The organism is Delftia sp. Lp-1, assembly GCF_020523835.1.
Lineage (GTDB): Bacteria > Pseudomonadota > Gammaproteobacteria > Burkholderiales > Burkholderiaceae_C > Comamonas > Comamonas acidovorans.
This window is the reverse complement of sequence record NZ_JAJALJ010000001.1, coordinates 55,408-82,131: the sequence shown is the minus strand read 5'-3', so window position 1 is coordinate 82,131 and position 26,724 is coordinate 55,408. Positions and strand designations below refer to the sequence as shown.

Annotated in this window: 17 protein-coding genes; 16 read left to right on the top strand and 1 reads right to left on the bottom strand. The window is 63.8% G+C overall.

Translation table 11 applies throughout. The features are described from left to right. The 16 genes from LGR64_RS00315 (at position 1) to LGR64_RS00240 (ending at position 25,626) form a co-directional block, all read left to right on the top strand. Complete coding sequence (locus tag LGR64_RS00315) at positions 1–978, top strand: glycosyltransferase (protein WP_225614248.1); 978 nt, start codon at positions 1–3, stop codon at positions 976–978. Positions 979–1,029: 51 nt separating this feature from the next. After that, positions 1,030–2,904: a hypothetical protein gene (locus LGR64_RS00310; protein WP_141828984.1), complete on the top strand. Its 1,875-nt coding sequence runs from the start codon at positions 1,030–1,032 to the stop codon at positions 2,902–2,904. An 86-nt stretch (positions 2,905–2,990) separates the two neighbouring features. Continuing rightward, positions 2,991–3,788, top strand: coding sequence for an HAD-IIB family hydrolase (locus LGR64_RS00305; protein ID WP_043820300.1), 798 nt, complete (start codon positions 2,991–2,993; stop codon positions 3,786–3,788). 635 nt (positions 3,789–4,423) lie between these two features. After that, positions 4,424–5,011 (top strand): fimbrial protein, encoded by a 588-nt coding sequence (locus LGR64_RS00300; protein WP_013800427.1) that lies wholly within the window; start codon positions 4,424–4,426, stop codon positions 5,009–5,011. Positions 5,012–5,124: 113 nt separating this feature from the next. Then, a complete protein-coding gene (locus LGR64_RS00295; protein ID WP_034397339.1) occupies positions 5,125–5,886 on the top strand; it encodes a fimbrial biogenesis chaperone in 762 nt (253 codons plus the stop codon). 274 nt (positions 5,887–6,160) lie between these two features. After that, entirely contained in the window at positions 6,161–9,253 is a 3,093-nt protein-coding gene (locus LGR64_RS00290) for a fimbria/pilus outer membrane usher protein (RefSeq protein WP_141828986.1), read from the top strand. A 718-nt stretch (positions 9,254–9,971) separates the two neighbouring features. Continuing rightward, positions 9,972–10,613 (top strand): fimbrial protein, encoded by a 642-nt coding sequence (locus LGR64_RS00285; protein WP_141828988.1) that lies wholly within the window; start codon positions 9,972–9,974, stop codon positions 10,611–10,613. A gap of 152 nt (positions 10,614–10,765) precedes the next feature. After that, complete coding sequence (locus tag LGR64_RS00280) at positions 10,766–11,494, top strand: fimbrial biogenesis chaperone (RefSeq protein WP_230354798.1); 729 nt, start codon at positions 10,766–10,768, stop codon at positions 11,492–11,494. Positions 11,495–11,614: 120 nt separating this feature from the next. Then, positions 11,615–14,506 carry a fimbria/pilus outer membrane usher protein gene (locus LGR64_RS00275; protein ID WP_141828991.1) on the top strand — a complete coding sequence of 964 codons (2,892 nt, stop codon included), beginning with the start codon at positions 11,615–11,617 and terminating at the stop codon, positions 14,504–14,506. 115 nt (positions 14,507–14,621) lie between these two features. Then, positions 14,622–15,410 (top strand): hypothetical protein, encoded by a 789-nt coding sequence (locus tag LGR64_RS00270; protein WP_141828993.1) that lies wholly within the window; start codon positions 14,622–14,624, stop codon positions 15,408–15,410. A gap of 150 nt (positions 15,411–15,560) precedes the next feature. Further along, positions 15,561–16,568 (top strand): fimbrial protein, encoded by a 1,008-nt coding sequence (locus tag LGR64_RS00265; RefSeq protein WP_185750859.1) that lies wholly within the window; start codon positions 15,561–15,563, stop codon positions 16,566–16,568. A 182-nt stretch (positions 16,569–16,750) separates the two neighbouring features. Further along, positions 16,751–20,788: a trifunctional transcriptional regulator/proline dehydrogenase/L-glutamate gamma-semialdehyde dehydrogenase gene (gene putA, locus LGR64_RS00260; RefSeq protein WP_230354797.1), complete on the top strand. Its 4,038-nt coding sequence runs from the start codon at positions 16,751–16,753 to the stop codon at positions 20,786–20,788. Positions 20,789–20,866: 78 nt separating this feature from the next. Then, positions 20,867–22,369, top strand: a complete 1,503-nt coding sequence (putP, locus tag LGR64_RS00255; RefSeq protein ID WP_230354796.1) for a sodium/proline symporter PutP — start codon at positions 20,867–20,869, stop codon at positions 22,367–22,369. 297 nt (positions 22,370–22,666) lie between these two features. Beyond that, the gene (locus tag LGR64_RS00250; RefSeq protein WP_013800420.1) at positions 22,667–23,653 is read left to right on the top strand and encodes a TRAP transporter substrate-binding protein; all 987 of its coding nucleotides are present in this window, start codon (positions 22,667–22,669) and stop codon (positions 23,651–23,653) included. Positions 23,654–23,804: 151 nt separating this feature from the next. Continuing rightward, positions 23,805–24,320 carry a TRAP transporter small permease gene (locus tag LGR64_RS00245; RefSeq protein WP_013800419.1) on the top strand — a complete coding sequence of 172 codons (516 nt, stop codon included), beginning with the start codon at positions 23,805–23,807 and terminating at the stop codon, positions 24,318–24,320. A 19-nt stretch (positions 24,321–24,339) separates the two neighbouring features. Further along, entirely contained in the window at positions 24,340–25,626 is a 1,287-nt protein-coding gene (locus LGR64_RS00240; protein ID WP_013800418.1) for a TRAP transporter large permease, read from the top strand. Between the two features lie 136 nt (positions 25,627–25,762). On the opposite strand, the gene LGR64_RS00235 is transcribed toward LGR64_RS00240, so the two are convergent. Then, positions 25,763–26,563, bottom strand: coding sequence for an IclR family transcriptional regulator (locus tag LGR64_RS00235; RefSeq protein WP_097205597.1), 801 nt, complete (start codon positions 26,561–26,563; stop codon positions 25,763–25,765). Between the last annotated feature and the right edge of the window lie 161 nt (positions 26,564–26,724).

Below are 26,724 nucleotides of genomic sequence, written 5' to 3'. Positions count from 1 at the left end.
ATGTCCACTCCCATGCGCATCGCCGTCGCCATCCCCTGCTACAAGGTCACCCAGCATGTGCTCGGTGTCATCAACGCCATCGGCCCCGAAGTCGAGGCCATCTATGCCGTGGACGATGCCTGCCCTGCCGGCAGCGGACGCTTCATCGAGGAGAACAACACGGACCCACGCGTGCGCGTGCTCTACAACCCCGAGAACCGGGGCGTGGGCGGCGCCATCGTCACGGCCTACAAGGCGGCGATTGCCGACGGCATGGACATCGTGGTGAAGATCGACGGCGATGGCCAGATGGATCCCTCGCTACTGCCGCTGTTCGTGCGTCCCCTGCTGCGCCACCAGGCCGACTACACCAAGGGCAACCGCTTCTACCGGCCTGAGTCGGTACAGGACATGCCGCCGGTACGCCTGTTCGGCAATGCCGTGCTGTCCTTCATGACCAAGCTCAGCTGTGGCTACTGGAACGTGATGGACCCGACCAATGGCTATACGGCCGTACGCACCTGCGTGCTGGCCGAACTCCCGCTGGACAAGCTGGAAAATCGCTACTTCTTCGAGACCGACATGCTGTTCCGCCTGAACACCGTGCGCGCCGTCGTCAAGGACGTGCCCATGGATTCGGTCTATGCCGATGAGGAGTCCAACCTCAAGATCGGCAAGGTGCTGCCCGAATTCCTGCGCAAGCATGCCTCGCGCCTGTGGCGGCGCTATGTCTACAACTACCTGGTGCGCGACTTCAACGTGGGCACGCTTTACAGCCTGAGCGGTGTCATGCTTGTGCTGCTGGGCACCTTCTTCGGCCTCTGGCGCTGGATCGTCAGCAACAGCACCAGCCATCCCGCCACCAGCGGAACCGTCATGCTGGCGGCGCTGCCCATCATCATCGGCATCCAGTGCCTGATCGCCTTTCTGCACTACGACGTGAGCAGCGTGCCCACCGAGCCGGTCAGCCTGTCCCTCGAAGACGAAGCCGTCGCCTGACCGCGCCGTCTTCGCGGCCTGCCACATCCAGTCCTGTCCACCAGCCCATCCATGCCCCACCTGCCTCGCACCTTCCACCTTCCATACGCATCCACGCTGATCGCCGCAGGCCTTGCCCTGGCATCCATGGCAGCCCATGCACAGACAGGTTCTGGTGCCACGCGCGGCCAGCCCCTGGTCATCGCGCCCACGGTGGAAGGCATGCTCCTGTGCGATGAAGCCGTTGCAGACACCGGGATCAAGTCCATGGACGAGGCCTATGCCTTCTGCCAGCAGCGCAAGCTGGACGGCTCCGCTGCCGTCAACCGCCTGCTGGACACGCTGGAGCCAGGCGGCCCCAAGGGCAACGTGCAGATCGGCTACACCGCCACGCTGCAATTGCTGGGGCTGTACCAGCGCACGGCCAAGGGCTGGGAAATCGACGAAGCCAAGGTGGACAGCTTCCTGAACGTTATCCGCAAGGTGCAGCGTCCGGTCGTGCTGTATTTCTCGGCAGACCATTTCGACTCGGTCGGCCCGATTGCCGCCGAGCTGGCCAAGGACCCCGTCAATCTGATGCAGCTGAAAGACGGCAAGCCCCTGGAACTGGGCTATTTCGGCTACCGCATCCTGCCCTACACGCTCTCGACGGATGCCTCGGTTCCCGTCAACCACTACCGCTTCAAGGCCCTTGAATACATGGCCAGGAAGATCCGGGAGCTGCCCCAGCCCGTACAGGACCGCATCATTGCCTACACCCTGCCCGGTGAACTGCACCACATGTTCCCGGACTTCGAGAACGGCATGGGCGCCTACAAGGACATCCGCGTCACCGACTACAGCCCAGGCTCGGTGGCAGGCTTTCGCCAATGGCTGCATAGCAAATACAAAGGCATCGCGCAGTTCAAGGCGCAGACCGGGCTGGACTACGCGTCGTTCGACGTCATTCCTGCCCCATCCAAGGACATACGCAAGGAAAAGCTCAACGGCTTCGGTGAACACTACGACGCATTCGCCGACGGCACACTGCCCGTGGGCGGCTGGCTGTGGGACCCAAAGCAGGCAATCGAGCGCCTGGATCTTTATCTGGACGGCAAGCTGGTGGGGCCCATGGCCCGCGGCCTCAACCGGCTGGACGTCTACCGCGCCGTGGACAACATCACCAGTCCCAACACCGGGTTCCGCTACAACCTCGACTTCAGCAACCTGACCGCCGGACAGCACATCGTGCAGGTCGTGGCCGAGTCCAAGGGACGCAAATACCAGTTGGCCAATGCCAACTTCGTTGTCGTTCCACGCAATCAGGGCAAGATGGTCAATCTGTACCCCAGACGGCTCGGGTGGATGCCCCCCACGTCCATGCTGGAGAAGCAGGGCGTACGCTTCTGGCTAGACATGCCTGCCCAGTTGCAGGACGTCTACTACAACCCCCTGGCAAAGGATTGGAACCAGTACCGCGAATCCCAGGTGTATGCGCAGCTTGCGGTATTCCATGAACGTGCCATTGCAGCCGGCCTGCCCGCCGCCAAGCTCTTTTCCCACCAGATCATTCCCGATGTGAACCCCTCCTGGAATCCACAGCTGTTCGCCTCGACCCAGACGCTCGACGGCAAGGCACCCTGGCGGCAGGGCCTGAACATGTATGGCGGAGCCACCGACAGCGACTGGCTGCGCTGCTTCATGAAGCAGCACCAGATCGGCAGCGGCTATGGCGCACCTGAATTCAATCCCCAGCAATGGAAGCTGGAAGGAACGCATCTGGCCGCGCTGAAGGCCCACTATGACGCAGGCGCCACCTTCATCAGCCCCTACTACTTCTCGGTGATCAACCAGCGCTTCAAGGGCGCGGCCGAACACGGCGTCAACCGCATGGAACTGTCCCCCGACAACCCCAAGGACGGCTCCGACAAGTTCTACAAGGCCATCGTCGAATTCGCCAGGCAGTAGGATGGAGCCCTTGCGCGCACGGTCCGTGCGCGCAAACGCTGCCCTTTTACAAGCCGCCCCGGGCGGCTTTTTGCATTTTGACGACCGTGCCTACAACTCTCCAGCCGCTGTCCCTCTGGACACCTCCCGCATCGCCGCTCGGCATCCTCACCGACATCGACGACACCCTGACCACCGAGGGCGTGGTGCCGGACCATGTCGTCGATGCCATCGCCCGGCTCAAGCAGTCCGGCCTGCGCGTGGTGCCGATCACGGGCAGGCCCGTGGGCTGGAGCGAGCCGTTTGCCCAGGCCTGGCCCGTGGATGCCATCGTGGCCGAGAACGGCGCCGTGGCCCTGCGGCGCAACGCGCAAGGCGGGCTGGACAAGCTCTACCAGCAGGACGAGGCCACGCGCACCGCCAACTACGCGCGCATGCAGCAGGTGCTGGCCGAGATCGAGGCCACCGTGCCCGGGGCGCTGCGCGCCACCGACTCGGCGGGCCGCGAATGCGACATTGCCGTGGACCACAGCGAATTCACCCAGATGCCCCAGCAGGATATCGACCGCTGCGTGGCCATCATGAAGGCGGCGGGCATGAACGCCACCGTCAGCTCCATCCACATCAACGGCTGGTTTGGCGCGCACAACAAGCTCGAAGGCGCGCGCTGGATCCTGCGCACCCTGTTCGACATCGACCTCGACGCCACGCTGGACCGCTGGATCTACATCGGCGACTCCACCAACGACCAGCTCATGTTCGAGCACATGCCCCACAGCCTGGGCGTGGCCAACATCGCGCGCTTCGTGCCCCAACTCAAGCACCTGCCTCGCCATGTCACCCAGGCCGAGCGTGGAGACGGCTTTGCCGAAATGGCGCAGTACCTGCTGACGCAGCGCCCCTGATCCACAGGGCTGAGGGCAGGTGCAGCCCTTGCAGGCCTTCGCCCTCGACCACCCCCATCGGCCCCTCCTGATCTGCGGGACCCGCGCTCCCCCCGCAGACACCATCACCCTCAGCACAGCCAACCGCCCGGCGCAGGCGGGCTGCGCACCCTCTTTCCCGCATTCGACAGAGCAAATCTAGGACTATTCCTAGATCAAGCATCAATTATCAGAATGCGCCCTATTTCATATAGCGGCGGTGCACACCTAGAATCCACCACATACCCAAAGAACAGGTTTTTGTTTCGCCTTTTTCTTTGACAGATTCTCTCCTGCACCCCATCCGCGCCATTGGGCACTGGTGTATTTGAACAATTCAACTTCAAACATGCCAGAGAAACAAACCTCGCCCATCCCTCGCCAACGCTCCCTCATCCGAACAATTTCTCCATGTCAGCGCCACCACCTATTCCAGCATGATCGCACCCCCTGCAAATCCTTGACCATGCTGACAGTTACCAACCATTGGATTGATGAGGTGAACATGGAACACTGATGATTTATTAACCACTCAACCATTCACACACTCTCTTATTCCATCAGCGCATTCATCGCTGCTGGAATTTTATTTATCTCTTCAACTCGAGGGAATACCCATGAAAAAGATCGCATTGCTGACATCGGTTGCCGGCCTGGTCATGATGGCCATGAACACCGCTCAAGCAGCAGACGGCACCATCAACTTCACGGGCGAGGTGGTCACCACCACCTGCAAGGTGGACACCACGGTCGCCGGCGCCGCCAAGGACGGCGTGAAGCTGCCCAACGTGGCGAACAACCAGCTGGCCACCGTGGGTGCCACGGTCGGCCGCCAGGCGTTCTCGCTGGAACTCAGCGGCTGTGAGCTGGCCACCGCCACCTCCACAGCGCCCGTCTCCAAGGTCGCCGTGTTCTTCGAAGCCGGCCCCAACGTGGACCTGGTCACCGGCATGCTCAAGCCCGCAGCGGCCAGCGGTACTGGTGCGCCCACCGTGGCCTCCGGTGTCCAGATCGCCATCGTGGATCCCAGCAACAACGAGCGCCTGAAGATCGGTTCCGCCCAATCGCGCTTTGTGGACATCGACAACAAGGTCGGTGGCAATGGCCGGGCCATCATGCGTTTCGCCTCCGAATACGTGGCCACCGGCCCCGTGACGGCCGGCCGTACCGACACCTCGGTGACCTACTCGCTGGTCTATCAGTAATCACTGACTTTCAGGCATATCGGCCGCCTTGCGGTGGTCGATATGCCGTGTCTTCTGCTTTCCTGACATGGGCCCGGCCCCATTCTTTCGCTCAAAACCCAGAGAGTTCTCCGATGCTGACGATCAAACGTTCATATGGGCTTGCTGCCATCCTGTTGTCCCTTCTTCTTGGAACGGCGGCACAGGCCAGCGTGACATTGACGGGCACGCGCATCATCTTCCCCAGTGGCGAGAAGGAAGCCACCATCCAGCTCACCAACGAAGGTAGCAAACCTGCCCTGGTGCAGGCCTGGCTGGACAAGGGCAACAACCAGGAATCGCCTGAGAACATCGACGTTCCCTTCGTCATCACGCCCACCATCATGCGCATCGAGGCGGGCAAGACCCAGACGTTGCGCATCATCTATTCGGGCGAAGCACTGCCTGCTGACAAGGAATCCCTGTTCTGGCTCAACGTGCTGGACGTCCCGCCCAAGGCGAAAATGGAAGGCGACTCCAACAATCTCCAGTTCGCCTTTCGCACTCGCGTCAAGCTCATGTACCGGCCCGGCAATCTGCCCGGCAATGCCCAGGAGGCTCCTGCCCTGCTTCAATGGTCGGCAGGCGTTGACGCCAAAAACCAGCCTGTGTTGAACGCACGCAATCCCAGCGCCTTTGTGGTCAATGTGGCTGGCGTTGAAGTGCAGCTCAACGGTAAATCCTTCGAGGCAGGTGTCGGGCCCGTTCTTCCCGGCCAGGTGGCCACCTTCCCAATCAAGGAACCTGCGGGTGCCAATATGGCTGGTGCGACCGGTGCCACGGTGATGTTCAGCAGCATCAATGATTGGGGCGCCAGTCTCAACCACGAAGCCATAATTGGCAATTCCGCCCAATAAACAGGGCAATGCGAGCAAAGCCACGCGAATCCCCCGTCCTCTCCGGTCTGATTATCTAACGCCACTGCATTTTCAGCCCGGCCAGCACACCGATACACAGCGTTAATACCCAGCAAAACTGCATCGGTCTCTTTACCGGGACTGGCACATCGGCCTTGGCCGTTCGCTTTGCATCGGGCGCACAGCATTAGGAGATAAGCAAATGATCAGGCCAGTCTTTCCAGATTCAGAAAAGGGAATCAAAAGCCGGCATACAAGGCAAAGACAAGGAATAATGCCGGGGCCAGGCCAAGGCCCTGCCGGATATTTCCAACTGAAGCCCGGCCATGCGCTGCTGCTCTCCGTGCTGGTCTGCTGGCAGTCCGAGGCCCAGCAGGGCCAGCAGGTCAAGGAAGTCACGACCTCCACGTCCACCGGCCAGTGGCAGCCCACGCCGGCTGCCGTCGACTTCGACCCCAGCTTTCTGAACACCGGCAGGCAGACCATTGACGTCTCGCGCTACTCGCGCGCCAACGTGGTCACGGCAGGCAGCTACAACCCAGACATCTACATCAACGGCAACTGGGTTGGCCGCAGCGAAGTGCAGTTCAAGGCACTGGCCGGTTCGCAGGACGCGCTGCCCTGCCTGGATAAAGCACTGCTGGAGAAGGTGGGCATCGACCTTTCGCGCCTGCCGCCCGAGGCCGCCTTGAAGCTGGTGGCCGACGGTGGCTGCAACCGTCTGGACCAGATCATCGCGGGCGCCTTCACCAGTTTCGACTTCGGCAAGCAGCGACTGGACCTGAGCGTGCCCCAGGCCTCGCTGCGCCGCTCGGTGCGTGGCTATGTCAGCCCTGACCAATGGAGCGCTGGCGTGCCTGTCGGCCTGCTCGGCTACCAGTTCAACACCTACCACGGGCGCTCCAGCAACGCAGAAAACACCACGCAGAGCTACCTGGGCCTGAACGGCGGCGTCAACATCGACCGCTGGCATTTCCGGCACAACGGCTCCTTCAGCTGGGCGGACACTGGACGGGGCAACTACCAGAACATCTCCACCTACGCACAGCGCGACATTGCCGACTGGTCTTCCCAGCTCATACTGGGCGACACCTACACGGGTGGCGACCTGATGGACTCCACCTCGTTTCGCGGCATACGCTTGAACAGTGATGACCGCATGCTGCCCGACTCCCAGCGCGGCTACGCGCCCGTGGTGCGCGGCGTGGCCAACACCAATGCCCGAGTCACCATCACGCAGAACGGCATCAAGCTCTACGAAACCACGGTGGCGCCCGGCGCCTTCGTCATCAACGACCTCTATCCCACGGGCTACGGTGGCGACCTGCAAGTCAGCATCACCGAGGCCAATGGTGCCGTGCGCAGCTTTGCCGTGCCCTACGCAGCCGTGCCGCTGTCGCTGCGCGAGGGGCAGGACCGCTACAGCCTCACGGCGGGCGTGGTGCGCCACCTGCCCAATACCTCGCCGCTGTTCTCGCAGGCGACCTGGCAGCACGGCTTCACCAACATGCTGACCGGCTACGGCGGCGTGTCCGTGGCCAAGGGCCATATCTCGCCCATGATTGGCGCGGCGCTCACCACGCCCTGGGGTGCCTTTGGTGCAGATATCACGCACGCCTCCACCAGCATTCCCAATGACGGCTCCTTTTCCGGACAGAGCTTGCGTGCCAGCTACGCCAAGTCCTTTGCGCAGACCGGCACCCACGTGGCCATTGCCGCCTATCGCTACTCCACCAACGGATTCTTCGGCCTCAACGACGCCATGCGCGCACGGGATCAGGCCAATCTGCTACGGCCCTCCACGGACCTGTACCGGCCTCGCAACCGCGCCTCTCTGGTCATGGGCCAGCAGTTTGGCCCCGGGGGAGGCAGTCTCAGCCTCACGGCGTCCACTGCCAAGTACTGGAACCGCCAGGGCTCCAACGTCGACTACGCCATTGGCTACAGCAACTCGTTCCGCAACATCTCCTACAACCTCTCCGCGGCGCGCCAGCGCGATGCCTGGGGACAGTCCAACACGTTCCTGCACGTGGGCCTGTCGATTCCGCTGAGCATGGAGCGCGGCATGATGCTCTCCACCAATACCAACCGCGACTCGCGCGGCCGCGTGCAGGCCCAGGCCAACCTGTCCGGGCTGCTGGGCGACGACAACGCCATCTCCTACGGCCTCAGCGCCAACCACAACACCGGTGGCATGAATGGCAGCAGCACCAGTGCCAGCGCCAACGCCACCTACCGCGCATCGCAGACCGAACTCAGCGGCAGCGTCAGCGCCAGCAGCGGCTACCAGCAGTTCTCGGTAGGCGCGCGTGGCGCCATCGTGGCCCACCCGGGCGGCGTGACGCTGTCGCAATCGGTGTCTGACACCTTTGCCATCGTGGAGGCCAAGAACGCGGAAGGCGCGCGCATCAACAACGCGCCCGGCGTGAAGGTGGACAGCCGGGGCTATGCCGTCGTGCCCTACCTCACACCGTTCTCGATGAACGAGGTCTCCATCGATCCCAAGGGCCTGTCGACGGACGTGGAACTCAAGGAAACCAGCCAGCACGTCGCGCCGCTGGCCGGCGCCGTGCCGCTGCTGGTGTTCAAGACCGCCTATGGCCGCTCGGCCGTGATCCGCGCGCGGCAGGCCGGCAACATGCCTGTGCCCTTTGGCGCCAGCGTGCTGGACATGGACGGCAAGGAACTGGGCGTGATCGGCCAGGCCGGCAAGCTGCTGGCGCGCGGGCTGTCTGACCAGGGCGAGCTGCAGGTGCAGTGGAAGACCGACACCGGCATGGTGGGCTGCAACCTATCCTATACCCTGCCTGAAAGAAAGCGCAGCACCACCTACCAGCCGCCGCAAAGCCTGGAACTGCCCTGCGTGGCCAGCAACAAGCTGCTGCCTGCGGCCACCGACGTGGCATCGGCCAAGCCGGGCAAGACCGCGACAACCTCAACCGCAACCACCAATGCCAAGACAGCCGTGGCCGGCGCCCCGGCCTCCAACGCGGCGTCGGCCGTGGCTCTGGCCGGCATGACCCAGGAACGCACGGCAGCAACGGCACCGGCCACGGTAGTCGCCAGCGCGCCGGCAGTCACTGCGGCTGCAGTGCTGCCCGCTCGTGCCACACAGCCGAGCGACAGCCAGCAGGCACTGAAGCTGGAGCGCAACCTGGACGGCCTGCGCATGAGCGTCAAGATCAGCGCCTTGCCCACCACGGTGCCAGTCACCAGCAACGCGGGCAGAACTCCCGTGGCGGCAGGGCACGACGCAGGCACCGGCAAGCACAAGCCGCCGCAGCAAACCCTGCGGGCTGACCGTCCGCTGGCCATCCTGCAGCCCAGCTTGAAGATCAGGGTCCTGGCATCGGCCGATCAGACATAAGCACCGGAAAAGCAGCCCAAATGGGCCGCTGCCAATGCAGGGCCACGTTGATTGCCTGCACCAGCAGGCTTCCATTTCCGACTCCCGCGCCGACTGCAGATACGTTGGTACGGGTAGCCATCGGCATGCAGCTATTTGCCGCCACTGCCCAAACGCTGTTCATCAAGGCCCGCAAGATTGACTGCGGGCCTTGTGCCGCAGGGCGGCACAGCCGAGACCTTGCTCTTCTCGCAAAGACCATCGTCCGCTTGTCTGCCGGCATCAGCTGCATCGCAGATCCCCCCAACCCATAGGCGACAGCCTTCCCACAAGGCTTTGCCCCGCCATTTCTGGACCCGCGCACGCACAGTTCGGATCACCAATTCGCAAGCAATTGAAGACAAGATAGGACTATTCCTAGGGAATCCCGAAAAATCCGCTCAAAAGATCAGGGAATTCCTAGAGAGAAAATCGCGAAATTCAGAATTATCCAATTTCATTTCAGCGAGCATGTGTTGACAATAGGCCGATCAGACAAATTGCCAAAAATCAGAATCTGATTCTTCGAAATTTTGTCATCAACGAGAACAATCCACCGTCAATTCATATTCCCAAAAAGCCTCTTCAGCCACACCCAATTGACGCATAAAAAAATATATTACCTGCAGCTTTCAGCAGCAGCAACTCTATAGCCATCGATATCTGGAATCATTCAAAAATATCCAATATCAAATCAAAAATGGAGGTGCGTCAAAGAAAAAGTTTCAAACAAGATCATTACTTCAATCCACCATATTCATCAAACTCAATTTCATCAGGCATAAATATGAAATTTTCTGCATTGAAATTTTCGGTTGCGGGCTTGTCCTTGCTTGCACTGAGTTCTGTCCATGCGCAATCCACTCAGAGTGGAATCGTCAGATTCACAGGAAATATTTCTCCTGTCACTTGCATCGTCAATCTGGGAAGTCGAGACCAGAAGATCGATTTCGGTATCGTACCTCCCAATGAACGCGGCTTCACGTCTGGCGGTGGCGCCGTCGGCAACGTTGCTCTTCCCGCCCATCATAGAACGATCACCATCAGGCTGGATGGCTGCTCAACCCCAGGAGCGAACAGTCAGCCCACCACTGCCACGGTCCGTTTTGATGGCCCCATCAGGAACGGCCGCATCAATACGAGCAATGCCACGGCCGACATCCAGTTACTGGAGAACAACTCGACAACGGCCATCTGGGATCTGAGCGGCCCGTCCGCGCCTGTCAACCTGCAATCAGGAACCAATACGCTCAACTACATCGCCAGGTACTACGTGGCTGCCGTGCCCCTTGCCTCAGGAGAGGCGAATGCTGAAGCGACTTTCACCATGAACTATCAATAGGCAGTCCACCGCCTCAGAGAAGCGCCGGCCACCTTCTGGTGGCTGGCGCATTCACCCCCAATGCCTGTGGCATTTCTCTCATATACAGAAATTCAGGATCTCCTATGCCGGTGAAAAATCGCCGATCCAGTCTGCTGTCACATTGTTTCGCCATGGCCGCATTGCTTATTTGCGTCCTCCCGGCCAATGCCAGCATAGTCCTCTATGGAACACGGGTCATATTTTCAGGCGACGAGACGGAAGCCACCCTCAAGATTTCCAATGAAGGAAAGTTGCCATCGCTGGTGCAGTCATGGCTGGACACGGGCGATGGAGATATGGCGCCCGAGGGCATAGATGTGCCCTTTGTGATCGCGCCGTCGCTCACCCGCCTGGAAGCCTCGGACCAGCAGATGCTGCGCATCATCTATTCCGGCCAGCCCCTACTCCAGGACAGAGAGTCATTGTTCTGGATCAACGTGCTGGACGTGCCGCCCAAGACCGAGAACGCGAAAGGCTCCCAGGGCAGCCTCGCACTGGCCTTTCGCACGCGCATCAAGCTGATATATCGCCCCAAGGGCCTTCCGGGCGAACCGAAGGATGCGCCTGAGCAGTTGCAGTGGTCCGCGAGCACGACCCGAGACGGGCAAGCCGTACTTCAGGCCCGTAATCCGACCGCATATGTCGCCAATCTGGGCCATATCGCCGTAGAGGCAGCTGGCCAGAGTTTCAAGATGAATGTAGGACATGTGCTGCCAGGAGAAACGGCAAAGTTTGCATTCCAGAAGCCCGCCGAAAACGAACAACTACCCAAGGAGCTTCCTGCGGACGCAGTCGTGGTCTACACCAGCCTCAACGACTGGGGTGGTGCCGAGGGCCACAGGGTCGAACTTGGGCGCTGACGGTAGCCGAAGCCCTAACGCAGCACCGAAAGCCTCCATGCCGGTCACGCGTGACTGGCCGAGGTAGGCAGCACGGCGCAGCAGGTGCAAAAAAAGGCATGTCCATCGAGAGGGATTGCTATGAAGAAAAAAGCCGACAGGGTACGGAAGCCAGGCTGTTTCCCGTTCAAGGCCAAACCACTACATGCCTTGCTGCTGGCAGTACTGGCCTGTTGGCAAATGGATATGCGCGCCTCGCAAACAGAGCACACCGCCGGCAGGATGCCGCCCGCACGCGCACAGCACATCGAATTCAACAGCAGCTTTCTGCGAGGAGGCGACGGGATCGATGTCTTGCGTTTTGCAGAGGGTAATTCTGTGGAACCGGGTCTCTACAACCCGGACCTTCTGGTCAACGGCAACTGGATGGCCCGCACCGAGGTGCGGTTCACTCAACGCAGTCGGGGTGCCAGTGCCCAGCCCTGCTTCAACATGTCCCTGCTGGAGCAAATGGACATTGACATGGCGAGCCTGCCGGCGAACGAGGATGTTGTGGATGGAGACCCAGCGTGCCTGCGCATTGAAAAGGTCGTCCCCGGCGCTTCCGCAAGCTTCAACGTAGGTTTGCAACGACTGGATGTGAGCATTCCCCAGATCCTGATGCGGCGCGTGGCAAGCGGCTACGTGAGTCCGGAGCAGTGGAACGCGGGCGTGACGACCGGCACGCTCGGCTATGACTTCAACACCTACCATGCGCGCGGCGGGCCAGCGGGCAGCAGCACCCAGGGCTACCTGGGCCTGAACAGCGGCTTCAACTATGCGCGCTGGCATTTCCGGCACAGTGGCTCGTTCAGTTGGAGCGATCAGGGACCGAGCCGTTATCAGAGCATCTCGGCCTATGCGCAGCGCGACATCGCCGACTGGTCATCGCAACTGATCCTGGGCGACACCTACACCGACGGGGAGATCATGGACTCGGTCTCCTTCCGCGGCCTGCGGCTGCGTACGGACGACCGCATGCTGCCCGAGTCGCAGCGCGGCTTCGCGCCCGTGGTGCGCGGCGTGGCCAATTCCAACGCCCGGGTGGTCATCCGCCAGAACGGCATCAAGCTGCAAGAGACCACGGTGGCACCGGGCGCCTTCGTGATCAATGACCTGTACCCCACCGGCTATGGCGGCGACCTGCAGGTGGACATCGAGGAGGCCGACGGCTCCGTGCGTTCCTTCTCGGTGCCCTATGCGGCCGTTCCTCGTTCGCTGCGCGAGGGCCAGCACCGCTACAGCCTCACAGCAGGCGCGGTGCGCGGCCTGCGTGAGAGCGCTCCGTTCTTCTCGCAGGCAGGCTGGCAGTACGGCTTCTCGAACATGCTCACGGCCTATGGCGGCGCCACGGTCGCCAGGGGCTATTTCTCGCCCACGGTGGGCGCCGTGTTCAATACACCATGGGGTGCCTTTGGCCTGGACCTCACACACGCCAACACCCGCATCCCCCATGACCGCAGCTACTCAGGACAAAGCCTGAGAGTCACCTACGCCAAGACCTTCCCGGAGTCCGGCACGGGCATCACCCTGGCTGCCTACCGCTATTCCACCAACGGGTTCTTCGGCATTAACGAGGCCATGCGGGCGCGCGACCTGACCCGGCCCGCTGCCAGCGGCGCACCGCCCCTGCTGTCGCGCCCGCGCACGCGCGCCGCAATGACACTGAGCCAGCGCCTGGGCGAGCAAGGCGGCAACCTGAGCATTTCCGCCTCCATGGACAACTACTGGAACCGCGCGGGCCGCCGCGTGGACTACACGCTCAACTACAGCAGCTCGTGGCTGGGCGTTCCCTACAACCTGTCGGCCTCGCGCCAGCGCGATGCCTGGGGCCGCCCCAGCACGCAGCTGTACGCAGGGGTGACAATTCCGCTGGGGGCGGGAAAGCCCAGAGTCATGAGCCGTTTCACACATGACTCGAGCGGCGGCAACCAGTTGCAGGCCAGCACCTACGGGCAGGTCGGCAGCGATCTCTCTTATGGCCTGAATGCCGAATACGGCAGCAGCGGCAACCAGGGATCGCGCCTCAATGCAGGCGCCAATGCACTCTACCGCCGCCCGTACACGCTGTTCAGCGGCAGCGTGAGCGCGGGCCGGGCCGGCCAGCAACTGTCGCTGGGCGCGCGCGGCGCATTGGTCGCCCACCCCGGAGGGGTCACGCTGTCGCAGCCCCTGGGCGAGACCTTCGCCATCGTGCAGGCCCCGCATGCCGAGGGCGCGCGCCTCACCAATGCGCCCGGTGTACGCATCGATGCACGGGGCTATGCCGTGGTGCCCTACATGACACCCTATGCCATGAACGAGGTGTCGCTGGACCCCAAGGGCATGTCCATGGATGTGGAACTGCAGGAAACCAACCGGCGCGTCGCACCGGTGGCCGGTGCCGCCGCCATGGTGGTGTTCAAGACGAGCTACAGCCGCTCGGCCGTGCTGCGCCTGACGCAGGCGGACACGTCGCCCGTGCCTTTCGGTGCCGTCGTGTCGGATGAGAGCGGCAAGGACCTGGGCATGGTCGGCCAGGCCGGCAAGCTCATGCTGCGCGGCCTGTCGGACCAGGGGCAGTTGCACGCCCAGTGGAAGGCCGGCGATGGCACGGCCCATTGCAGCATGGCCTATTCGCTGCCGGCGCGGGAGCGCTCCACCGGCTCCCGTGTGCCAGCCAGCATGGACCTGCACTGCGTGCCGTCACATCTTGCCGCAGCGCCGTCCCATCAAGCCGCGCTGACACACAGAGCCGAGACCTCGCGCCCCATCGCCATCCGCCAGTCCAGCCTGCCCTTCCAGGCCGAGAAGCATCTTGGCGATTTGCGGCTGAGCCTGCGCATCAGTGTCTTGCGCACCACGGCCGATGCGAAGCAGTACACGGGCCAGGCGCAGCCGCCCTTGGCGCCGGACGGCCAGGCAGACAACAGCCCTGGCCTGCGGATCGATCGCAGCCTGATGGGTGAATTGCGGGACTCGCCGACGCAAGCCCAGGCCTCGGTCGGCGTCTGAACCGACGCGGTACATGGCTGTGCCCACCCCCTTTCCGGCACGCGGTCCGCCGGTCACCTGCCCTGCGATATTGAAATCCAAGAACCGCCTTTTCATTCAGCAACGGAGCATTTTCATGACCATTACCCGTGCCATTGCATTGTCCTCAGTACTCTTCATTTTTTCCATAGGTCAGGCACACGCGCAAGCTTTTTGCTCTAACGATGGAGTCGGCAATTCCATCAACGATGGCAAAAATCACTATGTCCACCTGCCCAGTAGAACGCTGGAGGTCCCACTGCCGTTTGATATTGAATCTCGTGCAATCGGCAGTGTAGTGGGCCGCGTCGCCTTTCTCCCTTATATCATCAACAAGAAATATACTGAAATGAAAGGGGGTGCAATGTTCTGTGCAAAATACCAAAACTCTGGCTGGTATGGCGTGGGCACCTTTCACCAGATACACCGGGCTTATGAGAGCTCCATTCCCGGCATAGGACTGCGCATAGACTTCAGAAAAATGCCTGTTCCGACCAACCCAGACAATACAAAACGGCGTTACTTCCCCATCCAGGAACTGTCCGATGCTCCCATCTATATCGATCTGGTGAAGATTGGCCCGATCAAACAGGCAGGGCCCCTCAAAGGGGTTTTCCTTCAATACAAGGTCGACGACGTGGTCATCGCCCAATACCAGTTTGACCGTGAGGCCGCCGCTCCGACCGGTCCGTTCTGCACCGCGAGCCTCAGCGCAGAGAACCCGGCCACGGCCGCCGTCGCCCATTCTTCCGGTCGCCCCGCTGCTGAGGGCAGGCTGCCGAAAATGATCGCCAAAGCTCCATCCTGCCTTGCTGATGAACTGCCAGGCATCAAGCCGGTCATGGGAAGTTCCAGTGTCGCCCAGCTTTCGCTCAACCGCCACTGATCCCAAGCCTGACTTTGCGAGGGCCTTAGAGCAGGCGCTGCACTCCTCAGAGATGCCATGCGCCTGCACATGCCAGGGCTAACGGCACACGGCACAAGACGCCACGTTGTTCTTTCGAAGTGCCGCCTTGATTCCAGATGGAGAACCAGAATGAATATGTACAAGCTTTTCACATTTTCCATGGGAATCATTTTTTCCACCATTTCCGCATCCCATGCAGCAATCTGCATGCCGGCTGACTCCAACCCGACCACTGATGGAAAGAACCATTACATTGCATCTTACCCCGTGAATCAGGTCCTGAATTTGCCCATCAACATAAACTCCAAACCAAACGGTACAGTGTTTGCAACAATTCCGATTAAACCAGTAGTCGACAACAAGGCTCATTCATCAATAATTGCGCAAGTGGTTTGCTCCGGCGCCAGCAGACCTTCATTTTCAGGAATCGGAGCACCTGATGTCAGAATCTACCCCAGCAACGTCTCCGGAATAGGATTGCGCATATCGATGAAGGGGATTGGAACAATTCCCAACGAACTGCCCATACTAACAAATTCTTATCCCATTCCCGAGGGAGAAAATTTCATCATTACAATAGAATTCATAAAAACAGGACCCATCAGTACTATTTTTGGAGATATCCAACTGGCAGGACCATACATGGAAATGAAAATTGCCGGAGCACTCGCCGCGCAATACGTTTTCTCCGGTGTCACCCTGGTCCCCATCAATCCCACCTGCACGCTGGTGTCGGACAGCATCAGCGTACCGCTGGGCACGCATCCCGACACACGCTTCACGGGTTTGGGTGCGACCACGGACAAGGTGCCCTTCTCCATCCAGCTGAGCTGCTCCGGCGGCGACCCGAACACCCAGATCAAGCCTTTCGTGACGCTGTCGGGCACGACGGACACGCAAGTCCCCTCGGTGCTGGCGCTGACCGGCTCGCAGGTCAGCGGCGTTGGCGTGGAGGTGCTGAGAAATGGCGCGATCCAGGGCTTTGGCGCAGCCAACGGCTGGCAGGCGGGCACGATTTCGCAGGGCACGGCAAATTTCCAGATCGACCTGGAGGCGCGCTACCGGCAGATCAGGAATACCGTGAGCGGCGGTGGCAGTGCCAATGCCTTGGCGACCTTCACCATCGACTACCAGTAGGCCGGTCGCAGCACGGCCGCAACACGGCGGTATCGGCTTGGGCCACGAGACAAAAGGGTTAACCCCAGTCCAAAAACGTCGCAACCTCTGCGACATTTCAACCAAGCAAGGTTGCACCATGTCTTCTTCATGGTGCATCTCCATTCGCATTTCCCACCTCTTCCATTCCTCACTGGCACACCATGTCCACCACCGTAGGCATCAAGGTTGATGACGCTCTGCGCGAGCGCATCCGCATCGCCGCCCAGCAGATAGGGCGCACACCGCACTGGCTGATCAAACAGGCGGTTGTCCAGTACGTCGATGCCCTGGAGCGCGGCGCGACCACCATCCGGCTGTCCGGCGCGGGCGACAGCCAGGGCGATGTGGCGCTGGAAGAAGGGCAACCCAGCAGCCCGCAAGAGGTGCAACCTTTTCTGGAATTCGCCCAATCCATCCTGCCGCAGACGCCGTTGCGCGCTGCCATCACGGCCGCCTGGCACCGGCCCGAGCCCGAGTGCCTGCCGGTGCTGCTGCCGCTGGCACGCGCCCAGGATGCCCAGCAGGCCGACAAGGTGCGCGAGCTGGCAACCCGGCTGGTGCAGGGCCTGCGCGATGCGCCGGCCGGCAGCGGCGTGGCGGCGCTGGTGCAGGAGTTCTCGCTGTCCAGCCAGGAAGGCGTGGCGCTGATGTGCCTGGCCGAGGCGCTGCTGCGCATTCCCGACCGTGCCACGCGCGATGCGCTGATCCGCGACAAGATCAGCAAGGGCGACTGGCGCGCCCATGTGGGCCGCTCGCCCTCGCTGTTCGTGAACGCGGCGGCCTGGGGCCTGGTGCTGACGGGCAAGCTCACGTCCACCAGCAGCGAGAAGAACCTGTCTTCGGCGCTGACGCGCGTGATCGGCAAGGGCGGCGAGCCGCTGATCCGCCAGGGCGTGCACCGCGCCATGAAGCTGATGGGCGAGCAGTTCGTGACGGGCCAGGACATTGCCGAGGCGCTGGCCAACAGCCGCGCCTATGAAAAACAGGGCTTTCGCTACAGCTACGACATGCTGGGCGAGGCGGCCGCCACCGATTCCGACGCACAGCGCTACCTGCAGGCCTACGAGCAGGCCATCCACGCGATTGGCGCGGCCTCCAACGGACGCGGCATCTTCGAGGGGCCGGGCATCTCCATCAAGCTGTCGGCCCTGCACCCGCGCTACAGCCGCGCGCAGTACGAGCGCGTGATGGCCGAGCTGCTGCCGCGCGTGCTGCAGCTGGCCGAGCTGGCCAAGCAGTACGACATCGGCATGAACATCGATGCCGAAGAGGCCGACCGGCTGGAGCTGTCGCTGGACCTGCTGGAGGCCTTGTGTGCCGCGCCCTCGCTCAAGGGCTGGAACGGCATAGGCTTTGTGGTCCAGGCCTACCAGAAGCGCTGCCCGCAGGTGCTGGACTACCTGGTGGACCTCGCCCGCCGCAGCCGCCGCCGCCTGATGGTGCGCCTGGTCAAGGGCGCCTACTGGGACAGCGAGATCAAGCGCGCCCAGGAAGGCGGCCAGGCCGGCTACCCCGTCTATACGCGCAAGGTCTATACCGATGTGAGCTACCTGGCCTGCGCGCGCAAGCTGCTGGATGCGCCCGATGCCATCTACCCCCAGTTCGCCACGCACAACGCGCAGACCCTGGCCAGCATCTACCACCTGGCCCAGGCCGTGGGCGGCAGCTACTACAGCGGCCAGTACGAGTTCCAGTGCCTGCACGGCATGGGCGAGCCGCTGTACGCACAGGTGACGGGCCCGGCCTCCGAAGGCAAGCTGGCCCGCCCCTGCCGCATCTATGCGCCCGTGGGCAGCCATGAGACGCTGCTGGCCTATCTGGTGCGCCGCCTGCTGGAGAACGGTGCCAATACCTCGTTCGTGAACCGCATCGGCGATGCCTCCGTGCCGGTCTCCGACCTGGTGGCCGACCCGGTGGACGAGGTGATGAAGATCGCGCGCAACGAAGGCCGGCTGGGCGCCCCCCACCCGCGCATTGCGCTGCCGGCCGATCTGTTCGCGCAGCAGGGAGACAAGCCAGGGCAGGCCCGCGCCAATTCCCAGGGCCTGAACCTGGCGCACGAGCAGCAACTGGCCTCGCTGGCCGCCGCGCTGCTGCACAGCACGCGCCAGACCTATCTGGCCGCGCCCGCGGATGCCGACCTGCCGGCCGACCCGGCGCGTACCGAAGGCTGGCAGCCTATGCGCAACCCGGCCGAGCTGTCCGACATCGTGGGCTGGGTGCGCGAGGCCACGGCGGCCGAGGCCGAAGCCGCCGCCGCGCGCGCCGCACAGGCCGCGCCCATTTGGGCCGGCACACCGCCCGCCGCCCGTGCCGACGCGCTGGCCCGCGCCGCCGACCTGCTGGAGCAGCGCAGCCAGCCGCTGATGGGCCTGATCATGCGGGAGGCAGGCAAGACCCTTTCCAACGCCGTGGCCGAGGTCCGCGAGGCCGTGGACTTCCTGCGTTACTACGGCGCCCAGGCGGCCGCGCATTTCGACAACGCCGCGCAGCGCCCTCTGGGCGTGGTGCTGGCCATCAGTCCCTGGAATTTCCCCCTGGCCATCTTCTGCGGACAGGTGGCTGCGGCCCTGGCCGCCGGCAACACGGTGCTGGCCAAGCCTGCCGAGCAGACACCGCTGACGGCCGCCGCCATGGTGGCCCTGCTGCACGAGGCTGGCGTGCCGCGCGACGCGCTGCAGCTGGTGCCGGGCACGGGCGAGACCGTGGGCGCGGCCCTGGTGGCCCATGCCCAGGTGGCGGGCGTGATGTTCACGGGTTCCACCGAGGTGGCGCGCCTGATTGCACGCCAGCTGTCCCGCCGCCTGTCGCCTGCGGGCCGCACCATTCCGCTGATTGCCGAGACCGGCGGCCAGAACGCCATGGTGGTGGACTCCTCGGCCCTGGCCGAGCAGGTGGTGGCCGATGTGCTGGCCTCGGCTTTCGATTCGGCCGGCCAGCGCTGCTCTGCCCTGCGCCTGCTGTGCCTGCAGGACGAGGTGGCCGACCGCACGCTGACCATGCTGCGCGATGCGCTGCAGGAGTGGACCCTGGGCAACCCCGACCGCCTGAACACCGATGTGGGCCCCGTGATCGACGATGCGGCGCGCCGCCAGATCGAGCAGCACATAGAGCAGATGGCCGCAGCGGGCCAGAAGGTCACCCGCGTGGAACGCAAGGACGGCGTGCTCAATGGCCACTACGTGGCCCCGGCCCTCATCGAGATCGACAGCACCACGCGCCTGCAGCGCGAGGTCTTCGGCCCCGTGCTGCACGTGATCCGCTTCAAGCGCGAGCAGCTGGACGCACTGGTCGATGGCATCAACGCCACCGGCTACGGCCTGACCTTCGGCGTGCACAGCCGCATCGACGAGACCATTGCCCACCTCACCCAGCGCGTGCATGCGGGCAACATCTATGTGAACCGCAATGTGATCGGCGCCATGGTGGGCGTGCAGCCCTTTGGCGGCATGGGCCTGTCCGGCACCGGCCCCAAGGCCGGCGGCCCGCTGTACCTGCACCGACTGGCGCAGGGGCCAGCCAGCGCGGCGCTGTCCGTCTTTGCGCGGGCCGAGTCGTCCGCCCAGGCACCGCTGCAATTGCTGGGCCTGCTGCGCGAGACGCTGTCCAAGGCACCGCCCCAGGACATGTCCGCCGATGAGCAGGTGCAGGCCCTGGCCGCCTGCGACGAGGCCCTGGCCGCCTCGCGCCTGGACGCCGCCATGCTGCTGCCCGGCCCCACGGGCGAATCCAACCGCTACCGCCTGCTGCCGCGCGGCCCCGTCTGGGCACTGCCGCGCACGCCGCTGGGCCTGGTGGCCCAGGTGGCAGCAGCCCTGGCCAGCGGCAACGCCTGCCATGCGGTGCTGCCCGACAACGGAACAGGCGCCGACAGCGGCTGCGCCGCCACCTGGCAGGCGCTGCGCGCCGCTGCGGGCGATGCCGGTGTGCCATGGCTGCACAGCGCCAGCGCCGAATCGCTGGCTGATGCACAAGCGCCCATGGCGGCCTTGCTGTTCGAGGGCGATGGCGACGCCCTGCTGCAGGTCTGCGCCCAGGTCGCCGCGCGCGACGGTGCCCTGGTGCGCGTGGAAAGCCGCAACAGCGACGAGCTGCATGCGGGCCGCGGCTATGACCTGGCCGCGCTGTTCCACGAGCAATCCATCAGCACCAATACCGCCGCCGCAGGCGGAAACGCCCAACTCATGACCATGGCTTGAACCGCCGGGGCCGGCACAACCGGCCCCTGGCAAGCGCCCCGCACAACCCGAAAAACACGACCAACGCAGGACACTTCAATGCAATTCAACTGGAACGACCCGACGGCGATCATGTTCGCCATCTACCTGGTCGCCATGCTCGGCATCGGCGCCATCGGCTACTTCAGCACCAAGAATCTTTCCGACTACATCCTGGGCGGCCGCAGCCTGGGCAGCTTCGTGACGGCGCTGTCGGCCGGCGCCTCGGACATGAGCGGCTGGCTGCTGATGGGCCTGCCCGGCGCCATCTACCTGTCCGGCCTGTCGGAAGCCTGGATCGCCATCGGCCTGATCCTGGGCGCCTACCTGAACTGGCGCCTGGTGGCGGCGCGGCTGCGCCTGTACACCGAGCGCGCCGGCAATGCGCTGACGCTGCCCGACTACCTGACCAACCGCTTCGAGGACCACTCCAACGTTCTGCGCATCGTGACGGCCGTGGTGATCCTGGTGTTCTTCACGCTGTACTGCGCCTCGGGCGTGGTGGCGGGCGCGCGCCTGTTCGAGAACATGTTCGGCATGCCCTACAGCACGGCCCTGTGGGTGGGCGCGCTGTGCACCATCGCCTATGTGTTCATCGGCGGCTTCCTGGCCGTGAGCTGGACGGACACCATCCAGGCCTCGATGATGATCACGGCGCTGATCCTGGCGCCCGTGATCGCCTGGCTGGCCGTGCAGGGCCATCTGCAGCCGGGCCAGGACCTGCACGCCATCGTGGCGGCAGAGAAGTTCGACCTGTTCCGTGGCGCCAGCTTCGTGGGCGTGGTCTCGCTGCTGGCCTGGGGCCTGGGCTACTTCGGCCAGCCGCACATCCTGGTGCGCTTCATGGCGGCCTCGTCGGTGCAGACCATTCCCTCGGCCCGCCGCATCAGCATGACCTGGATGATCCTGTGCCTGGCCGGCGCCGTGGCCGTGGGCTTCATCGGCATCCCCTACTTCGCGGCCAACCCCGGTGGCGCCGCCGCCGTGAACGCCAATGCCGAGACGGTGTTCATGGAGATCACCAAGCAGCTGTTCAACCCCTGGATCTCGGGCGCGCTGCTGGCGGCCATCCTGGCGGCCGTGATGAGCACGCTGTCGTGCCAGCTGCTGGTGTGCTCCAGCGCGCTGACCGAGGACATCTACCGCACCTTCCTGCGCAAGAACGCCAGCCAGATCGAACTGGTCTGGATAGGCCGCGCCATGGTGCTGCTGGTGGCCTTGATCGCCATCGCCATCGCCAGCAACCCCGACTCCAAGGTGCTGGGCATGGTCAGCTACGCCTGGGCCGGCTTCGGCGCCGCCTTCGGCCCGGTGATCATCCTGTCGCTGTTCTGGAGCCGCATGACGCGCGGCGGCGCGCTGGCCGGCATCATCACCGGCGCCGTGACGGTGCTGGTGTGGAAGCAGTTCGGCTGGCTGGGCCTGTACGAGATCATCCCCGGCTTCATCCTGGCCTGGCTGGCCACGGTGGTCGTCAGCCGCATGAGCCCTGCGCCTTCGCAAAGCATCCTGAAGGCGCATGCGGCGGTGGAGAGCGAGTTCGAGCGGATCGGGGCACGCTGAGTGGTAATGAGCTGACCCGCTCCATCTGAACCCGACGCCCGATGACGCTTGCGCGCATCGGGCGTTTGTCATTTCAGCACCTATGGCATCGCCAAATCAGATGCACCTCAACGCACATGACGAGCGCTTTGTACGTGGTCGCCACAAGGGGAGTGGTCACTACAATCCATGGGCTCTTTTTTTCATCGCCGGGCCGCCCCAGGATGAAAAGCGGCCCCCTGCGGGGGACCGCGGACCTTGCCCTGCAAGGGGAGCGTGGGGGCCATTTTTCAACACACAACAAGTGAGACTGCCGCTATGCAAATGATCCGCCGCACCCTTCTTTCGACCTGCGTGGCCGCCATGGCGGCTGCTTCGGCTGGCGCCGTACTGGCCCAGACCAAAGAGGTCAAGGTGGGCTACGCCCTGGCCGTGAATTCGCACTACGGCGCGGCCGCCCAGGCCTGGGCCGATGCGGTGGAAAAGGGCACGAACGGCGCCTACAAGTTCAAGCAGTTCCCCGCGTCCGCCCTGGGCGGCGAGCGCGAGCTGATCGAGGGCCTGCAGCTGGGCACGGTGGAGGCGGCCATCGTCTCGACGGGCGCCATCAGCAACTTCGTGCCCGATGTGGGCGTGGTGGACATTCCCTTCCTGTTCCGCGACACGCAGCATGCACGCGCCGTGCTGGACGGCGCCTTCGGCCAGGAGCTGCTGGCCAAGTTCAGCAAGCGCGGCCTGGTCGCGCTGGCCTGGGGCGAGCAGGGCTTTCGCCACCTGTCCAACAACAAGCACGCCGTCAACGGCGTGGCCGATCTCAAGGGCCTGAAGATCCGTGTGACTGAGAACCCCGTGCACATCACGGCCTTCCGTACGCTGGGCGCATCGCCCACGCCCATGTCCTGGCCCGAGGTGATCGGTGCGCTGCAGCAGGGCACGATCGACGGCCAGGAGAACCCGATCTCGGTGCTGGCCTCGGCCAAGCTGTGGCAGGTGCAAAAGCACCTGACGCTGACGGCCCATGTGTACGCGCCCATGGCCCTGCTGGTGTCGCCCTCGTTCTGGGGCAGCTTGAACGACAGCCAGAAGGCGGCCTTCACGCAGGGCGCCAAGTCGGGCGCCATCGCTTCGCGCGTGTTCGTGGACACGGTGGAGAAGAAGGGCGTGGAAGAGGCCAAGAGCCATGGCATGCAGGTGGTGGAGAAGGTGGACCAGGCTGCCTTCCGCACGGCTCTGGAGCCCGCCTACAAGGAATACGCGAAGAAGTTCGGCCAGAAGACACTGGACACCATCGCCAACGCCAAGTAATCCCCTGACGCATTGCGGGCTGCGGCCCGCAATGCAGGGCGCCCCGCTGCGGGCAACACCTGTGGCCCCGCACGGCGCCCGCGCCGATGATCTGACCTTTCGGCGGCAGCCCGGCCCTTGCGCCACTCCCCTCCTGCCCTCGCCCACTCCTATGCTCAACCGAATCGAACGCGCCCTTGTGGCCTGCAACCGCTGGCTGCTGATCGTGCTGCTGCTGGCCATGGCCTGCATCGTGTTTGCCAATGTGGTGCTGCGCTACACCACGGGCGACTCCATTGTCTGGGCCGAGGAAGTGGCCCGGCACATGATGATCTGGGTCACCTTCCTGGGCGCGGGCCTGGTGCTGCGCTTCGGCGGCCATGTGGCCATCGACAACCTGCACCGCTCGGTGGGCACGCGCAAGGCGCAATGGCTGCGCCGCCTCGTGGTGCTGGGCGTGGGCCTGTTCTGCGCGGTGATGGCGGTGGCCTCGTCGCAGTACGTCTGGGCCACGCGCTTCCAGACCACGGCGGCCACGGACATTCCGATCTCCTTCGTCTACGCGGCCATGCCCGTGGGCTTCGTGCTGATGCTGGTGCATCTGCTGTTCATTGCGCGCGGGTATATCGCAGACGGCTCGTTCGCGGAGTCGGATGAGATGGATGCCGACGCAGCCGCGTCGATCTGATCCACCAGGCAGACACATCATGGGTATCACGCTTTTCATCGCCATCATCGTCCTGCTCACGCTGGGCTTTCCGGTGGCCTTCGCGCTGGCGATCTCCGCTGCGCTGGCCGTCTTCGTGGGCGGCCGCTATCCGCAGCTCATCGTGTTCAAGGAGATGTTCACGGGCATAGACAGCTTTCCGCTGATGGCCGTGCCTTTCTTCATCCTGGCGGCCGAGCTGATGTCGGGCGGCGCGCTCACGCATGTGCTGCTGCGCTTTGCAGCGCAGTTCGTGGGCCATCTGCGCGGCGGCCTGGGCTATGCCAATGTGCTGTCGCTGACGCTGTTCTCGGGCATTTCGGGCTCGGCCCTGGCCGATGCGGCCGGCCCCGGCTCGATGATGGTCAAGATGATGGACAAGGCCGGCTATGCACGCTCCTACGCGGCGGCGCTGACGGCCAGCACGGCCATCGTGGGGCCCATCATTCCGCCGTCGGTGAGCATGATCATCTACGCGCTGCAGGATGAGAACGTGTCGGTGGGCGGGCTGTTCATGGCCGGCTTCATCCCCGGCATCCTGATCGCGCTGGCCATGGCCGCCGTGAACTGGTGGGTGTGCAGGAAGCGCGACTACCGCTCCACCGAGCCGCGCCCTGACGGCCGCACGATGTGGATCAACAGCTTCAAGGCGATTCCCGCGCTGATGCTGATCGTGCTCATCGTGGTGGGCATCCGCTTCGGCATCTTCACGCCCACCGAGGCTTCGGTGGTGGCCGTGTTCTACGCCCTGGTATGCGGCAAGTGGGTTTACCGCACGCTGCAGTGGTCGGCGCTGCCGGGCATTGCGGCGCGCTCGGCCATGCTGACGGCCTCGGTGCTGCTGGTGATGGCGACTTCGGCCGCCTTCGCCTGGGTGCTGACGGTGGAGGGCATTCCGCAGTACCTGTCCGAGCTGATCGTGAGCTGGGAGCTGTCGCCCACCCTGTTCCTGGTGGCGGTGAACATCCTGCTGCTGGTGTTCGGCATCTTCATGGAGCCGCTGCCCGGCGTGATGATCCTGGTGCCCATCCTGGCGCCCATTGCGTTCAGCCTGGGCATCGATCCCACGCACTTCGCCATGGTGGTGATCGTGAACCTGACGCTGGGCATGATCACGCCGCCCGTGGGCGGGCTGCTGTTCGTGACCTCGGTGGCCACGCGCGTATCCATCACCGATCTCACGCGCGAGATGCCGCTGTTCCTGCTGGCCCACTTCGTGGTGCTGTGCCTGCTGACCTTCATCCCCGCGCTGTCCACCTGGTTGCCGCATACGCTGGGCTTCCAGTGACGACAAGGGCCTCCGAGTGAGGCCCTTTTTTTTGCCGCCGGGCCGCCCCAAGGCAAAAAGCGGCCCCTGGGGGGGGGCAGCGGACCTTGCGCAGCAAGGGTAGCGTGGGGGCCTTTTTTCTGGGGTGCCCAGCGCCTCAGAAGAGCAGGCCGGCCATGCGCTGGGCCGTTTCCTTCAGGTGCGGCAGGCCCTCCAGCGCCTGCGCCAGCGGCATGCGCGCCTCGGGCGCATGCACGGCCAGCGTGGCGCGGCACTGGCCCTTGGCATCGCGCACGGGCACGGCCACGGCGATCATGCCGCGCATGAATTCCTCGCGATCGCAGGAGTGGCCTTCGCGCACGATGCGCGCGCATTCATCGGCCAGCGCCTCGGGCGTGGTCAGCGTGTTGGCCGTGCAGGCGGTGAGTTCCACGCTGTCCAGAATGGCGGCGCGCCGGGCCGCAGGCATATGGGCCAGGAACAGCTTGCCGCTGGCCGTGGCGTGGATGGGCACCATCGATCCGGCCTCCAGCTGGATGCGCAGCGGCCAGTGGGTCTCGACACGGTCCAGGTAGCGCACGCGCGTGCCGTCCAGCACGGTGAGGTTGCAGGTCTCGCCCAGCCGCGCCACCAGTTGGGACAGCAACTCATGGCGCAGGGCCTGGCGCGGATCGGCTTGCAGGGCGCGCACGGCCAGGCTCAGCAGCTTGGGGCCTGGCGAGAAGCTGCGGTCACCCTCATGGCGCAACAGCCACTGCCGCGCCTCCAGGTGGGAGCACAGGCGCGAAGCCGTGGCCTTGGGCAGGTTGAGCGCGGCTGCGATGTCCATGAGGCCCGGCGGGGCCTCGGCCTGGGTCACGAAATCGAGCACGGCCAGGGAGCGATCGGAGACCGAGTTCGCTTCGTCCTGCCGTGCAGGGGTGGGGTCCGGGGCAGCGCTGGCAAGGGATGGCGGCATGGGGCGGTGTCGTGTCGTGTGGAAGGCCGGAAACGCTTTCGATCATGCCTGATCGCCAGGAGGCGGCAAGGGTTTGCGCGGGGTTGCAGTCCACGGCGGCAACGAATAAGTTTCACTGAAAGGAACAAATAGTTCCTTTAAAAGAAACTCAAAAGGAGCCA

Coding starts and splice junctions, on each gene's coding strand:
- LGR64_RS00315 (WP_225614248.1), top strand. CDS start 1: ATGTCCACTCCCATGCGCATCGCCGTCGCCATCCCCTGCTACAAGGTC.
- LGR64_RS00310 (WP_141828984.1), top strand. CDS start 1,030: ATGCCCCACCTGCCTCGCACCTTCCACCTTCCATACGCATCCACGCTG.
- LGR64_RS00300 (WP_013800427.1), top strand. CDS start 4,424: ATGAAAAAGATCGCATTGCTGACATCGGTTGCCGGCCTGGTCATGATG.
- LGR64_RS00295 (WP_034397339.1), top strand. CDS start 5,125: ATGCTGACGATCAAACGTTCATATGGGCTTGCTGCCATCCTGTTGTCC.
- LGR64_RS00290 (WP_141828986.1), top strand. CDS start 6,161: ATGCCGGGGCCAGGCCAAGGCCCTGCCGGATATTTCCAACTGAAGCCC.
- LGR64_RS00285 (WP_141828988.1), top strand. CDS start 9,972: ATGGAGGTGCGTCAAAGAAAAAGTTTCAAACAAGATCATTACTTCAAT.
- LGR64_RS00280 (WP_230354798.1), top strand. CDS start 10,766: ATGGCCGCATTGCTTATTTGCGTCCTCCCGGCCAATGCCAGCATAGTC.
- LGR64_RS00275 (WP_141828991.1), top strand. CDS start 11,615: ATGAAGAAAAAAGCCGACAGGGTACGGAAGCCAGGCTGTTTCCCGTTC.
- LGR64_RS00270 (WP_141828993.1), top strand. CDS start 14,622: ATGACCATTACCCGTGCCATTGCATTGTCCTCAGTACTCTTCATTTTT.
- LGR64_RS00265 (WP_185750859.1), top strand. CDS start 15,561: ATGAATATGTACAAGCTTTTCACATTTTCCATGGGAATCATTTTTTCC.
- putA (WP_230354797.1), top strand. CDS start 16,751: ATGTCCACCACCGTAGGCATCAAGGTTGATGACGCTCTGCGCGAGCGC.
- putP (WP_230354796.1), top strand. CDS start 20,867: ATGCAATTCAACTGGAACGACCCGACGGCGATCATGTTCGCCATCTAC.
- LGR64_RS00250 (WP_013800420.1), top strand. CDS start 22,667: ATGCAAATGATCCGCCGCACCCTTCTTTCGACCTGCGTGGCCGCCATG.
- LGR64_RS00245 (WP_013800419.1), top strand. CDS start 23,805: ATGCTCAACCGAATCGAACGCGCCCTTGTGGCCTGCAACCGCTGGCTG.
- LGR64_RS00240 (WP_013800418.1), top strand. CDS start 24,340: ATGGGTATCACGCTTTTCATCGCCATCATCGTCCTGCTCACGCTGGGC.
- LGR64_RS00235 (WP_097205597.1), bottom strand. CDS start 26,563: ATGCCGCCATCCCTTGCCAGCGCTGCCCCGGACCCCACCCCTGCACGG.